The 15,199-nt window shown below is 58.3% G+C and carries 8 protein-coding genes and 1 tRNA gene; 8 read left to right on the forward strand and 1 reads right to left on the reverse strand.

Annotated features, from left to right (window positions below):
* Positions 1-526 precede the first annotated feature (526 nt).
* From IRZ24_RS02095 to IRZ24_RS02110, 4 genes are all read left to right on the forward strand, one after another.
* Positions 527-599 (forward strand) — tRNA-Thr (locus IRZ24_RS02095).
* Positions 600-1,245: 646 nt separating this feature from the next.
* Positions 1,246-2,391, forward strand: a complete 1,146-nt coding sequence (locus IRZ24_RS02100) for an acyl-CoA dehydrogenase family protein (protein WP_297160106.1) — start codon at positions 1,246-1,248, stop codon at positions 2,389-2,391.
* A gap of 354 nt (positions 2,392-2,745) precedes the next feature.
* Entirely contained in the window at positions 2,746-4,401 is a 1,656-nt protein-coding gene (locus tag IRZ24_RS02105) for a ribonuclease J (RefSeq protein ID WP_297160116.1), read from the forward strand.
* Positions 4,402-5,085: 684 nt separating this feature from the next.
* Positions 5,086-8,091, forward strand: coding sequence for a DNA translocase FtsK (locus IRZ24_RS02110; protein WP_297160108.1), 3,006 nt, complete (start codon positions 5,086-5,088; stop codon positions 8,089-8,091).
* Positions 8,092-8,285: 194 nt separating this feature from the next.
* Here IRZ24_RS02110 and trmD read toward each other — a convergent pair whose 3' ends face one another.
* Positions 8,286-9,014 carry a tRNA (guanosine(37)-N1)-methyltransferase TrmD gene (trmD, locus tag IRZ24_RS02115; protein WP_297160110.1) on the reverse strand — a complete coding sequence of 243 codons (729 nt, stop codon included), beginning with the start codon at positions 9,012-9,014 and terminating at the stop codon, positions 8,286-8,288.
* 146 nt (positions 9,015-9,160) lie between these two features.
* On the opposite strand from trmD, the gene IRZ24_RS02120 reads away from it, so the two are divergent.
* The 4 genes from IRZ24_RS02120 (at position 9,161) to IRZ24_RS02135 (ending at position 14,872) form a co-directional block, all read left to right on the forward strand.
* Positions 9,161-10,813, forward strand: a complete 1,653-nt coding sequence (locus tag IRZ24_RS02120) for an ATP-binding protein (RefSeq protein WP_297160111.1) — start codon at positions 9,161-9,163, stop codon at positions 10,811-10,813.
* Between the two features lie 2 nt (positions 10,814-10,815).
* The gene (locus tag IRZ24_RS02125) at positions 10,816-11,535 is read left to right on the forward strand and encodes a response regulator transcription factor (protein WP_297160113.1); all 720 of its coding nucleotides are present in this window, start codon (positions 10,816-10,818) and stop codon (positions 11,533-11,535) included.
* A gap of 33 nt (positions 11,536-11,568) precedes the next feature.
* Positions 11,569-13,554, forward strand: a complete 1,986-nt coding sequence (locus tag IRZ24_RS02130) for an immune inhibitor A domain-containing protein (RefSeq protein ID WP_297160114.1) — start codon at positions 11,569-11,571, stop codon at positions 13,552-13,554.
* Positions 13,555-13,882: 328 nt separating this feature from the next.
* Positions 13,883-14,872: a uroporphyrinogen decarboxylase family protein gene (locus IRZ24_RS02135; RefSeq protein ID WP_297160115.1), complete on the forward strand. Its 990-nt coding sequence runs from the start codon at positions 13,883-13,885 to the stop codon at positions 14,870-14,872.
* Positions 14,873-15,199: the final 327 nt, after the last annotated feature.

Raw genomic sequence — 15,199 nt, forward strand, 5'->3', positions numbered from 1 at the left:
AGCACGTCTTTTGACCGCAGCAGGGAGGGATGGTCTGCCGCCATGCAAGAACCACCGGTGGCAGGCGATCTGGCAGACTCCATCCCTGCCGGAGGATACCCGGTCGCTGTCTAAGTATACCGAGAAGAGTTCAGAAAAGTATGACGGATCTGTAAAGATTGTGTAAAGCCCTCATCCCTAATCGGTAGGCGCACCCTATCCTCTGGACACCTCTCACCAGAGAGCAGACGTTCTCTGGGCTGAATCCCGATCACACGAAGCTCAAAAGGAGGCAAGGCGCTGCTTTCACATCAAGCCTGTCGCCCTACCAGCTCCCTGCCGAGTCGTCCTCTTCACTGCTGGCCTCCTACCGTCTATCTAGTCGAGCTGCTGCCAACCCAGCGGTTCCCCTGTCCCCCTCTCTTGCAATCTCAGCCCCGTTATGCTATAGTAGTGACACAGAAAGAAAGAAAGAAAGAGAGTGACCACCGGATAGCCTGGCCTGCCCGCCAGAGCGAGCGCCTCTCTAGAGAGGGAGACAAAAGAGGCCGATGTAGCTCAGTTGGTAGAGCACTCGCCTTGTAAGCGAGTCGTCGTCGGTTCGAGTCCGACCATCGGCTCCGCTGCCCCGGCAGTTGTGGAACGCCGGGGCTTGCCGTATTGTGCAGGGCGTGACACAATGCGAAGGAACCCACTACACAGGTCAAGGGCTTCGACGCGGCAGCCTTCCCTTGTGAAAGCAGGTCGAGTCTGATAGGGCTTAGCCGCGTGCTTCGACATCGATGGCGCCCTGCTTGTTGAAACGCAGCAGGAAGCGCGCAAGCCAGGCGCCAACTCTGATGGTTACCCGCTCCGCCGCTCGCCGGTCAGTCAGCTTCTCTGCCCTCTGGCGTACCGCTCGGCTCGCTGGGGTCAAGCAAACACTCGAGCGAGTCTGGTACTAGCCTGGTGCTTGCCCTGTTCCGCTCCGTTTCTCACACTGGCAGCTATCAACGCACCTGGTTGCAGGACTGCTATAATGATGAAGAGGTTGGCAGAGGCTGCTCGTCTGTCCATCGCAGACCGCGCATCGGCGCTTAGCCTGCCTGGCCTGGCAGCAGAGCATACCTCGCCTACCGCTTCACTTTGGTCTGTCCGTCTTTCCTGTCCTGGCCCAGCCTGCATCAGCTAGGGTTCATGAGCCAAAAAAGCAGGCATGTTCGCCGGTTCGGCTCGCCTCCGTCGATCGGTAGCGAGCTGTAGCCAGTAGCAGAACAGGAGTCAGCAGTGCAGTTCGATCTCAATGAAGAGCAACGAGCGATTCGCGACACCGTCCGTCGCTTCACGGAGCAAGAGATTGCGCCGTATGCCTCCAGGTGGGATGAAGAGGAATATTTTCCGCGCGAAGTTTACATGAAGATGGCCTCCCTGGGCCTATTGGGTATGACCATTTCCGAGGCCTATGGGGGAAGTGCTCTTAGCCGGACCGTAGCGGCCCTGGTGTATGAAGAGTTGGCCCAGGGAGACATGGCGACCGCCGTGGGCCTGTCGGTGCATAACATGGTAGCTGGCTCTATCGCCCGCTTTGGTAGCGAGGAGCAGCGCGAGCGCTGGGTCCGACGCCTGGCTCGCGGTGAGCTACTGGGGGCCTTTGCCCTCAGTGAAGCGGGTGCTGGCTCGGATGCGGCTAGCCTCCAGTGCCGTGCCGAGCGCCGGGGCGACTGCTATCTACTCAATGGTACTAAGATGTGGGTCACCAACGGCGGAGAAGCCGACCTCTACCTGGTGATGGCCCGCACCAGTCCGGTCCGCGGCTCCCAAGGCATTAGCTGCTTTGTCGTTGAGAAAGGTACCTCCGGCTTCCGCTTCGGGAAAACTGAGCGCAAGATGGGCTTGCGCTCCTCCCCCACTCGGGAGTTAATCTTCGAGCAGTGCGCTATTCCGCTTAGCCAGCGCCTGGGCGAGGAAGGCCAGGGCTTCAAGATTGCTCTCTCGTCGCTGGACGGCGGGCGCATTAATATTGGCGCCATCGCCGTGGGGGTGGCACAGGCCGCTTTTGAGGTTGCCCGCTCCTACGCTCGCCAACGTACGCAGTTCGGCCAGCCGATCGGGGCCTTCCAGGGCGTGCAGTTCATGCTGGCCGATATGGCGATGAAGATCGAGGCCGCACGCCTCCTGGTCTATGAGGCCGCCTATAAGCTGGACCACGAGCAAAATGCCAGTATGTACGCCTCGATGGCCAAGTGCTTTGCGACTGACGTGGCAATGGAGGTCACAACCAATGCGGTCCAGGTGCTGGGCGGCGCCGGCTATGTCCGAGATTATCCCGTTGAGCGCTATATGCGCGATGTCAAGGTCGCCCAGATCTTCGAGGGCACCAACCAGATTCAGCGCGTGGTGATCGCACGGGCCTTGCTGGGGAATATCCGTTAATAGACAAGTGTTCTAATCTGCAGAAAAAGAGCAAAGCAGTCGATATAACAAAGATGAGAGGGAGTGACCGGCAACCCCACGGGTCGGTCAGCGACCCGAGAAAGCTCAGGTTGCTGCACGCGAGCCACCGCCGCCTAGCTCTTCCTTGTCTTTTCGTATCGAATATGCTAGACTTTTAATGGAATAATAGAGCCGTATAGCGTGTATTTTTGATAGTTGAACGTTGCGTAGACTTTTCTGTATTTGGCTATAACTCCTGTTGGCGGAGACAGGAGTGGACATATATCTCATCAAAAGCAAAGAGTGGGCATACTCATGCTTGAGTGTGGTTAGGAGGTTTTTGTTACCTTGACAATGGAAAAAATTCGACTTGTCCCCCTGGGTGGGCTTGGGGAAGTCGGAAAGAACATGATGGTGATCGAGTATGGTGAGGATATCATCATCGTTGACGTAGGGTTGATGTTTCCCGATGACGAGATGTTTGGGGTTGATCTGGTGATACCGGACACCAGCTATCTGCAGGACAAAAAGCAGCGTATCCGGGCCATCCTGATCACCCACGGTCATGAGGACCACATCGGTGGCCTCCCCTACGTTCTCCCCGCGCTCGACTTCCCTCCCGTCTACGCCACTCGCCTGACCCAGGGGCTGATCCAGGTAAAGCTGAAGGAACACAAGCTGCAGGATCGTGCCGTCATCAAGGTCGTAGCTCCAGGCGATAAGGTCAAACTGGGCAAGTGCACCGCGGAGTTCTTCCACGTCAATCACAGCATTCCCGACGCAGTGGGCATCGTCATCCACACGCCCATTGGCACCGTGGTGCACACCGGTGACTATAAATTCGACCATACGCCGGTCGACGGGCAGCCGGCGGACTTCGGCACCCTGGCGCGCATTGGAACGGAAGGCGTGCTTGTGCTCTTGGGCGATAGTACGCGCGTTGAGTCTCCTGGCTATACGCCCTCTGAGCGCGTCATCAGCGAGTCGCTCGACAAGATCTTCGCCAATGCTCCCGGGCGCATCCTGATCGCTACCTTCGCCTCTCTGATTTCGCGAGTGCAGCAGGTGGTTGATACGGCGGTGCGCTATGGGCGTCACGTGGCACTGGTCGGGCGCAGCATGGTGAGCAATGTTCAGATGGCCATCGACCTGGGCTATCTGAACATCCCCAAGCATACACTCATCCGGCCCGAGGACATTCACAAGCTGCCTCCCGAGCGCATCGTGATCATCTGCACCGGCAGCCAGGGCGAGCCGACCTCAGCCCTGACGCGCATTGCCAACCAAGATCATCGTCTTGTGCGCATCCAGCCGGGTGACACCGTGATTCTCTCTGCAACACCTGTGCCGGGCAACGAGAAGATGGTCAATCGCACGATCAATAATCTGTTCCGTCAGGGAGCGGAGGTTTTCTATCAGGGTGTCTCGCCGGTGCATGTCTCTGGTCATGCTGCCCAGGAAGAGCTGAAGCTGATGCTGAGCATGATCCGGCCCAAGTTCTTCGTGCCAATCCACGGCGAGTATCGCCAGCTTATGCTGCATGCAAAGCTGGCTGCCTCGCTGGGCATCCCGGAGGATCACATCGTGATCGCTGAGGACGGCGATGTGATCGAAGTCACGAAGAACTCGATTCATGCCGTCGGCCATGTCTCCTGTGGCAATGTCTATGTCGACGGCCTGGGCGTCGGCGATGTCGGCCAGATCGTGCTGCGTGATCGCCAGGTGCTGGCTCAGGATGGCATCCTGATGGCGGTGCTTACGGTCGATAAAGAGACCGGGCGCCCGCTGGCAGGACCAGACATCATTTCGCGCGGCTTCGTCTACATGCGCGATGCCGAAGAGCTACTGGCGAGCGCGCGTGAGCGGGTGCTAGAGTCGTTCGTCGGCCTGAACGGCCACGCCTCCGACTGGTCGTTCGTCAAGGATAAGATCAAGCACACGCTTAGCGAGTTTCTCTATGAGAAAACCCATCGCCGGCCTATGGTCCTGCCGGTGGTGATGGAGGTCTAAGCAGACACACAGTAGAAACACTCTACGGCACGAGACAGAGGGGCGAGAGCCGCCGCACGATTTGCCGATCGTCGGCCTTGTCTCCCGCCCCTCTGTCTCTTCGGGATGAGAGCGCCCTCTCTCCCTGCTCTCAGGCTTGACCTGGCTGTCGGCTGCCTACCGTCCACAGCGCGATGGCCTGCCTTGCAGCATGCGACAATTCTGCGACAGGTTGCCGATGCCGCTGCGACAGGCACCGCTTATGCTTCAGTTAGAGAGCGCTGCGAGGAAAGTGCCAAGGAAGCAGATGCTTGATGCGATCTGATCCCTTCTCTGCTCTGTTCATCCAGTCCTCCCAAGCGCTCTTTTTTTTTGGGCTTGGCTTTATTGACTGCTTCTCCGACCTGACGCCTGGACGGGCAGGATCGCTACGACAGCCGAGAGCTGCAGGTTTCCCTGCCGCTGAGCCAGAGGCTGCCCTCATGATCGCTCTCGCCATCTCTTGCTGAGGCTTGACTGAGCCGCGATCTCCCCACTTGCGCCCTTGGAACATCTGCGCTATCATACTGGTGTTGCGTATAGAACTCCGGCAGGCGCTATCCAGGTACAAGCGCTGCTGGGGTGGCAGAAGAGTACGCCTCTTTTTATGAAGACCACACTTGAGCATAGCCTGCCTAGCTAACGGGAGGAGCAGACGGAGCGGGAATGGCAGCCAGCGATCAGAAGAATCAGCGCAAGGAGCGTATCGTACCGGGTGTTGAGGCCAGACGCACAGCGCGGGCCAGCGCTGCCGCTGGCGCTGTGGGGTCGAGCCGTGTCCGTGTTGAGCAGCGTACCCCTAGCCCCGGCTCTGCCAATGCTCGCCAGGCTTCCAAGCGCGCCTCAGGCTCTCGATCACCCAAGCGCAAGGCTTCTCCCTCCTCTTCGTCGCCCCCTTCTGATCAGACCGGTGATGAGCGCTTTATCAATTGGCTGCGTGAGCAATGGCAGCACCTTGAACCACATCAGCAGCAACAAGTCTATAGTTCGCTCCTCTTGCTGCTTTCCTTGCTCCTGCTCGGTTCGCTGACCATCCTTCGGCAAGCCTTTATTCTGAAAGACTTCTACGCCTTTTTCACAACTTTCTTTGGCTGGGCCGCCTATGTATTAGCTCTAGGCTTGCTTGCTCTTGCCGTAGCCTTACTAGTCGAGGGTCTAGCGCGGCGCAACCTGCTGCGTTGGTCTTTGGTGGGCGGATTAACTTTGCTCTGGCTCCTGATATTGGCCGAGAGTCAACTGATTTTCGGCGGTGAGACCGGTGGTGTTGTAGGGGCCCTTCTCATCTGGCCTCTTCGCAATTGGCCCGCTGCCGTCGGCCATATTCTCATTCTGGGGCTGATTGTCATTGTCAGCATAGTAACTTTTCGCATTACCTTCGGGCACATCCTGACTGTCGCTCGCTTCTTGCGACGGCTCTTTGCCGACCATGTCGAGCGACCCAGTCATGTTGATGGTGGCGACCGCGCCCGTGGCCCCTCGCCTTTCCTTGGTCAGCGTCCGCGCTATAGTCGCTATAGCAGCCAGGCGCAGGCCAGCAACAGCGGTAGAGCAGATGCTGGGGCCGCTCATGCAGCCGAGGCCTTTGCTGCCGCTGGCCAGTCCCGTCCAGGCGCGGAATCCTCTTTCAATGACGCGGAAGAGGACATCATCGAGTTTGAGCCTGACTTTGACAGCGAGGATGAGCAGGATAACGGAGGGGTGTCCTACCGGCACCCGCTCGGCTCCCTCTCGCGTAGCCCTCAGCCAGCGCCTAAGCCGCTTGATCGCCAGGAATATCAGGCCGCTACACGCGGTGCACAGCAACAGCCATTGCCCTTTGGCGCTGAGCAGGTACCTCAGCAACCCCTGCATATTTCGGCGGGCAACATTGTACCTAACCTGCCCGAAATGGAGCCGCTCACACCCAACCCTCTCAAGCGTCAGTCGGCCCCTGTAGAGGTCGGAAAGGGTTCTCAGCCGCGCGGCGCAGGCCAGTCGCCGTCACCCTGGAAGCTGCCAGATCTCGGCTTGCTCAATCGTCCCGAGGATATGAAACTCCAGATGCTTGGCGAGGACACTGTAGCCCTGGCCAAGTTGATCCAGGATACTCTACGCAGCTTTCGCGTTGAGGCAGAGGTACGTCCCGAAGATATCAGCATTGGCCCCACAGTCATCCGCTTCGGGATTCGCCCCACGGGCAAGCCAGCCATGCAGCCCGATGAGAAAGGACGCCTGGTCCCTGTACGCGATGCAGCAGGCAACATCGTCTATGAATCGCGCACGCGCGTGAGCCGTATTATGGCCCTGCAGAACGATCTGGCCCTGGTACTGGAGGCGCGCTCGATTCGCATGGAGGCCCCCGTACCGGGCCGGCCCTACGTTGGCGTCGAGATTCCTAATAAAAATAGTCGTCTGGTAACGTTGCGCGAGGTACTGGAGAGCAAGGAGTATCAGGCGGCACGCGCCAAGTCCAAGCTAGCGGTGGCTTTGGGTAAAGATGTCGCTGGCGCTGTGCGCGTTGGCGACCTGGCACGGATGCCCCACTTGCTGATCGCTGGAGCCACAGGGGCAGGGAAAAGCGTCTGTATCAATGCAATGATTGCCACCTTCCTGATGCAGGCCACACCCGACGACCTGCGCCTCCTGCTCGTTGACCCCAAAATGGTCGAGCTGACGCACTACAACGGGATTCCACACTTGCTGATGCCGGTCGTAACCGAGGTCGACACCGTTGTGGGTCTGCTCAAAAATGCTATCCATGAGATGGAGCGCCGCTATCGCCTCTTCTCCCGCCTGGGAGTGCGCAATCTGGATAGCTACCGCAAGCTACGCAACGAGCGGCTGGCCCGCGGCGACAACTCGCTCCAGAATCTGCCTGCCATCGTCATCATCATTGACGAGCTGGCCGACCTGATGATGACGGCTCCCGAGGAGGTAGAGGGCCTGATCTGCCGCCTGGCTCAGCTCGCCCGAGCCACGGGCATCCATCTGGTGGTAGCCACGCAGCGTCCGTCGGTCGACGTGATCACCGGACTGATCAAAGCTAACATCCCGACACGGATCTCCTTCATGGTCAGCTCGGCTATCGACTCGCGTACCATCATCGACATGGGCGGAGCCGAGCGCCTGCTAGGACGTGGCGATATGCTCTATCTGCCCGCCGATGCCGGCAAGCCGGAGCGCATCCAGGGCGCCTTTGTTGCCGACGAGGAAATTGAGCGCCTGGTTGCGTATTGGAAAGAGCAGGCAGCCCAGCATCGTCCGGCAGGCACGCCCGAGGTCGAACCAGGCTGGGAGATCAAGGAGCAGGAAGCTGAAGAAGCCACGCTCGACGATGAGCTGCTGGAGCAGGCGGAACAGGTGGTACGCGAATATGGGCGTGCATCGATCTCGTTGCTGCAACGGCGCCTGCGCATCGGCTACGCTCGTGCAGCTCGCCTGATCGATCTACTCGAGGCCCACGGCGTCATCGGTCCCCAGGAAAGCGGAGGACGGGCGCGTGAGGTACTGGAGAGCCATCCAGGCAGCAGCGGAGGCCGATATGAGGGCGAAGGACGCACCATGGCCGATGAGGTTGAGGAAATTATTGCGGAGGAACGGGCCCGGCAGGAGGCTCTTCGTCGCCAGCAAGAGCGCCAGCTACGTGAGCCACGTGCCGCCGATAACGAGCCGGCTCTTGGCGAGGATGAATGAAAGGCTATCTGCGGCCCCAGGCCAGCCCGTTCCTGGCTTCAGAGCCCAGTCCATTGTCTCCATCTCGCTCGAGCGCCCAATGACAACTGCGAGGCAGTGGGAGAAGCCTTGAGTCAGTCGGAGGCCAGTGAGCAGAGAGATAGACAGGGAGACAAGGAGCAGGTGGCAGGTGATCTTGCTCGGGGATGAGTCACTCACCAGCCTTCGGCGTCCAGCTCTTTGAGCAGCTTCTGATCCTCTTTGCTGCTCAAATCGAGCTTAGCAAAGAGATCGGGGCGTCGCCGTCGCGTGCGCCGCAGGGCCTCCTTTCGCCGCCAGCGAGCGATCTGCGCATGATTACCGGAGAGCAAGACCTCAGGCACCTTCCAGCCACGAAACTCGGGCGGACGAGTGTACTGGGGGTACTCGAGCAGATAATTGCTGTGCGACTCCTCGTGCGTTGACTCGTCATGGCCTAGAACACCAGGGATCAGGCGCGCAACCGCATCGACGACTACCATTGCTGGTAGCTCGCCGCCGGTAAGCACATAGTCACCAATCGAGAGCTGATCGGTAGCCAGATGCTCGGCCACTCGCTCATCAACTCCCTCGTAGTGGCCACAGATCAGCGACAAACGCGGCTCCTGCGCCAATTCGCGCGCGATCTGTTGATTAAAGAGCCGGCCCTGAGGAGTGAGCAGAATAATGGGGCCGCCCTGATAGACGGCCTCGACAGCGGCAAAAATCGGCTCAGGCTTCATTACCATACCGACGCCGCCGCCATAGGGGTAATCATCGACAACGTGATGCTTATCGGTTGTAAAATCCCGAATGTTGTGCAAGGCTATCGAGAGCAGACCACGCTCACGGGCACGTTTCAGAATGCTCTCAGAAAACGGCCCTTCAAACATGGCAGGGAAGAGCGTAAAGATGTCGATGTGCATCACTGTCCTACCTGAAAGCTTTGTGTTAAAATAGCACTGACACCGAACGTTGACAATCCCCGGCGGGGAACTGTGTCAACCCGCCGGCCCCGCTCTGTACCCATAGAGATGCCTTGTTTCTGTCTTTGTCTTTGTCGGAGCCTGCCATGTCCCGATCCCTGACGCAGCATTTCAAGGACCTGCATGGCCAACTTGTGATTCTTATCGGGAGCGCCATTCGTCTCTTGGGAGGAGAGGCCGGGCTATTCGTGGTCGCCAACGAGGCCTTTGACCCTCAGAGTAGCGAAGAATACACCGCCTATCAAATCAACGAGACGGCGGTTGCTAGCCTGCTGGCTCATATCCAACGCGGGCCCCTGCCTACGCCGGCCCGCCCCTTCGTGGTTGAGCGCCTGCCAGCCGCTCTGCTGGATGAGCTGGACCTCTTTGCGGACTTCATCGGACCAGATACCGAGGCCAAGACAACCCCCAGTCAGCTCCATAGCAGTCAGGACCCCGCTGGTTCCAACTCGGAAAGTCGTCGCCAGCCCCAGGAGTATGAGCGCTGCTCGCTGATTCTCCATGATCAGGGCGGCTTGATCGGCATGCTGCATTATCTCCGCCCCATTGGACGCAGCTCCTGCCTGGAGAACGATGAGATTCGCTTCGCCCTCTTTCGGGCTCAGCTCGCCGCCAGCATGCGCTTTGCTCTCAAGGCTCAATCGCTGGTACGCGAGCAGGAACGCCTGGCGGCTATCTTCCAGTACAGCACCGATGGCATTCTCACCGTTGACCATGCCTTTCGCATCATCGACTTTAACCCGGCAATGGAGCGACTGACGGGCTGGCGCGAAAGTGAGGTGCTGGGCCGTTTTTATTATGATGTGCTGCGCCCCAAGGATCGGCAAGGCAACGACCTGGGACTGGAAAACTCGCCCATCTTACAGGCCTTCGCCGGCAAGCCCGTGGTCAACCGCGAGATCCAAATCACGGCACGCGACGGGCAGCGCTTCAGTGTCAGTGTCTCAGCCTCCTGCGTCCACTCAGCACGTGGCGAACCAATGAACGGCATTTTGACCGTGCGCGATATCACTCGTGAGCGCGAGCAGGAAGAGCAACGCTCAATGTTCATCTCGGTCATCTCCCACGAGCTGCAGACGCCTATCGCTATCATCAAGGGCTATGCCTCAACGCTGGCACGCGCCGACGCCAGCTTTGACCGCGAGACCCTGCGCGCACGTCTTCTCGCTATCGAGGAGGAGGCTGATCGTCTCAATAAGTTGGTTGGCAACCTGCTCTATGCCTCGCGTATCGAAGCCGGCGGCTTGCACATGGAGATCGCTCCCCTGGACCTGGAACCGCTCATTCAAGGCGTCGTGCGACGCTTCCAGGCCAGAAGCACCGATGTTGAGATTAAGGTGCAGCTCCCTCCTAATCTGCCCCTGGTCATGGCCGACCGCGACCGCATTGAGGAGGTACTGGAGAACTTGCTGGATAACGCTATCAAATATTCACCCCGGCAGCGCAGCGTCACTGTGAGTTGCTCAACTGTGGGCGATGAGGTGATCGTCAGCGTCAGCGATCAGGGCATGGGTATCTCTCTGCGGGACCAGGAGCGGCTTTTCCAACGTTTCCAGCGTATCAATCACCCGTCAACACCAGGGCGCCCGGGCGCCGGCCTCGGCCTCTATATCTGCCGTGCGATCATCGAGGCTCATGGGGGAAGAATCTGGGTGGAAAGTGCGCTGCATCAAGGCTCAACCTTCTCGTTCAGTCTGCCTCGCAAGGAAAAGGCGCAATTGCCGATGGTGGTGTTTTAAAGATGGAAAAGGAAAATTTCGATCATCGTGACATTACTATCCTTATCGTCGATGATGAGCCACGTATTCGTGATCTTGTCCGAATGAACCTGGAACTAGAGAATTACCATGTATTGGAGGCAAGTAGTGGAGAGGAGGCCTTAGAACAACTGCGTGAAAATCTACCTGATCTTATCGTGCTGGATGTCATGATGCCTGATATGGATGGCTTTGAGACCCTGCGCCAGATTCGCGAAGTCTCGACTGTGCCGGTGATTATGCTGACAGTGCGTCAAGACGAGCATGACCGCATCCGTGGTCTGGACCTGGGAGCCGACGATTACATTGCTAAGCCCTTCAGCCCGCGCGAGCTGCTCTCTCGGATTCGCGCCTTGCTGCGCCGGGCCTTCATGCCGCCCCCGGCACGTAAGACAGAGATCGTCGTCGACAAAGACCTCAAGATCGACTTCGCCAGGCGAGAAGTCATTGTCCGTGGCCAGAAAGTCACCCTGCGCCCAACCGAGTACCGTCTGCTCTATCACCTGGTGAACAACGCGGGGCGTCTACTCACCCATGAAACCCTGCTCTCTAAGGTTTGGGGGCGAGAATACCGCGATGAGGCCCACTACCTGCGACTGTACATTACCTATCTGCGGCAAAAGATCGAGAAAGATCCCGCCCATCCCCAATATATCTTAACAGAGCGAGGCGTCGGCTATCGCTTCAAGGAATTGGAGGGCTAAGCGACCATGTGCAACCGGGTTCGGGGTAGAGCCTTGTGTCTTCGTGAATGGCTGGGCTTGCTGGCTTTGCCGCTACTTCTACTAGTGGTCACAGCGAGCGCCTGTGCGCCCTTTGGCAATGCTGCCTCTGTCAAGACACCGGCGTCTGGCGACGCCACGATCAGCCTGAAGCCGTCGCCGACGCCCCAGAACCTGTCAGCGCTTCTGCAAGCTGAGCACCTGCTCATGACCACAGAGCACCCACCCCGCGATCTCTACAGCCTCGTACAACGCCTCAAGCCGCACAGCTCGCAAACCCTGTCCCATCGCGAACGCAGCACGCCGCTCAATGCCCACATTGGTCAAGAAGACCAGTTCTGGCTCATTAACCTCGACAGCCACCGCTACCAGCGCATTCGTGCCAGGCTAGTTTACATCACTCCCCATGTCTATATGTACGTTGAGGATGGCCAGAGCGCCAGCCTGACGGCCCTTAAAAGTTCTGCCGACCTCTTTGAGGAGCGCATCTATCCTAGCGAGCACGCTACCTTTGGCAGCGAGTGGCTGCCGGGCATCGATGATGATCCCCATTTGACCATCCTGAACGCTACAGGGCTGGGCAACGGCGTCGGCGGCTATTTTTCCTCCAATGACGAGTATCCAACAGCCATCAATCCCTACAGCAATGAGCGCGAGATGATCTACATGAATCTCGACGCCTTGTTGCCCGGGACGGCGGATTACAACAGTACGCTGGCACATGAACTGCAGCACCTGATTCACTGGCATGTCCATCCGACTGACCCGGGCTGGGTTAACGAAGGCATGTCCTTAGTGGCTCAGCACCTTAACGGCTTCTCCGTAGACGGCGTTGACCGCGCCTTTCTCACCCATCCCAACACCCAACTTACTGACTGGAGCGACGCTATGCCAGCAGCCCTCGACCACTATGGCGCGGCCTATCTTTTTCTCGCCTATTTTGCCGAGCACTACGGCGGCTATCCTATCCTCAAAGAGCTGCTAAGTGATCCTGCTGATCCCCCAGCCAGCTTTGACCATGTCCTTGCCCGTCATGGTTATAAAGACCGTTTTGACGACGTAGTAAATAAGTGGTACCTCGCCAACGTCGTCCAGGACGATAGCATCGATCAGGGAGACTACGGCTACGCCTCCATCCAGGCTGGGGTTAGCGTGCCGACACAGCAAGTGACAAGCTATCCCTTTACCATGATCAACAGCATTCAACAGTACGCAGCAGAGTACTATACCTTTGAGCCAGCAGGGCAATCGGGCACTCTGACCCTTAGCTTCAGTGGCACACCTACAACGCCTATTATCGCGAACACGCCCCCCCACCATTCGCACTATGAGTGGTGGAGCAATCGATATGATAATATGGATAGTACCCTGACTCGTGCTTTCGATCTGAGCGGGCTGAAAGGCAAACACGTCACACTGCAATTCGCTGCCTGGTTCGACCTGGAACGCGACTACGATTATGCCTTTGTAGAAGCCTCGACCGACGGCATCAACTGGAGAACGCTGCCCGGACGCTACACCACGGCTAGCAACCCCAATGGGGGGAACTGGGGTTATGGCTATACAGGAACCAGCGGCGGCGCCAGCCCGCAATGGGTAGAGGAGCAGATTGATCTCACCCCCTATGCTGGTCAGCGCATCCAGTTGCGCTTTGAGGAGGTCACCGATGATGCAGTTAGTCGTCAGGGTTTTGCACTAGCCTGGATACGCATCCCAGAGCTGCACTTTGAGGATACCCTGACCAGCGATAACGGCTGGATCAGCCACGGCTTTATCCGCTCGGCCAACCTGCTGCCAGAACACTATAGTGTGCAGGCTCTGGTGTATGAGGGCCAAGGCTTCAGCGTTCGCCGCCTCGCTGCTAACATGGTCAGTGGACAAGTCACTATGACCATTCCAGACTTTGGCAGGAAGGTCAATCGTGTCATTCTCGTCATCTCCGCCTGGGCAGTTGCCACATCACTCCCAGTCCGCTACCAGCTCACGGCCAGGCTAGGCTGAGACAGGTGTATGGGCCTCAGAGGCAGGCAAGCAGCAGACACCAAGGTCCTATTCACCCAAGTGATCCAAGGAACACGGCAGTCGTTCCAGCAGCCTGCCAGGCCGGGGGCCAGGTGGCCTACCACCCAGCCAGCACTAGTAAGCCTGCCGTAGAGCGAGAGCGGCCAGGCTCCACGGGGCCTCATCCTGAGCAGAGCGTGGCTCTGCTCAGCTGCACTGAAGGGAATTGCATTGGACGGCAGCGCGCGTCAGCCGCTGTCTCTCTCACCTTGTCTGTAGGCTTGGTTTGTCTAGTTAGTGATCTTGTCTAGAGGGGATGGGAAAGACCTTGAACAAGAAGGAACGTGTTGAGGCCGCCTTGCGCGGTAAACCGGTCGATCGCGTGCCGGTGAGCATGTGGGGGCACGACTATGAGCGTGAGTGGAACGTGCAAACCTTTGTCGAGGCCATGATTGAAAACTTCACGCGCTATGACTGGGACTTCCTAAAGGTGAATCCCCGTGCCTCCTACCACGTCGAGGGCTGGAAGGTCCGCGTACGTCCCTCTGGCGACAAGTACAAGCCGCCGATCTTCGAGGACACCCCCATTAAGAGTACTTCCGATTGGAAGCGACTGCGCCCGTTAGAGCCAACGCAGGGAGCGCTGGCGGAGCAGCTACGGGCCATGCAGCTTATTAAGTATCATCTTGGCAACGATGCCTACTTTGTCCAAACCATTTTCTGCCCTCTGGGCGTGGCCAAGTACCTAGCCGGCAACAGCACAGAGGCGGTGCTACATAGCATTCGTGAGGACCGCAAGGCCCTTCATACGGGGCTGCGTACCATTCTAGAAACATTCATTACCTTCGCCATCGCCTGCATGGAAGAAGGCGCTAGCGGCGTCTTCTATGCTACCAATGGCTGGGCTCGCGAGGGGCTGCTTACTCAGGACCAGTATCGCGAGTTTGGTGAACAGTACGATCTGGAGTTTCTGGATGCCATCAAGGGGCGCAGCAAGTTTACCATTCTGCACAACTGTGGTCCTCGCATCTATTTTGATCTGCTGGCAAACTACCCTGTTCATGCTATTAGCTGGGCCGCCACCCTCGAAGGGAATCCCGACCTGCGCGAGGGCAAACGGCGCTCAGGAAAGGCAGTGATGGGCGGCATCAGCGAAAAGACTGTGTTGCGCACCGGTACCCCTGACCAGGTACAAGAGGAGGTGCAAAAGGCCCTGGAGTTGACAAATGGCGAACACTTCATCCTGGCTCCAGGCTGCGCTGTCCCCCCTGACGTTCCCGCGAGAAATTTGGAGGCCATCCGTCGGATGCTGTCTTGACACATGTCAAGGCATTCGCTATACTGCCACGATAAGGAGCGGCGCAACCTGTTCCCATTGGCAGGAAGAGGTTTCGCGCTGCGTCAACCCTCTGGCAGGTTATCAGCACGCGGCGCGACTCTCTCAGGTCGCGCCCAATTCTTTTGTTGTTTTGTTGGCTGACTGGCTTGGCTCAGCTCGGTTCGCTTTGGCTTGATGACGAGGAGAAAGCGTACACGACGGTCAGCAGCAGCAGCAGCAGCAGTAAGGAGGAGTGGGGCAAAGTTGCGATGGCATAGAGAGGCAGCAGCTCGGGGCTGGGAACGTTACCAGCGCTATCGTACGCTG

The organism is Thermogemmatispora sp. (assembly GCF_019683755.1).
Taxonomy (GTDB): Bacteria; Chloroflexota; Ktedonobacteria; order Ktedonobacterales; family Ktedonobacteraceae; genus Thermogemmatispora.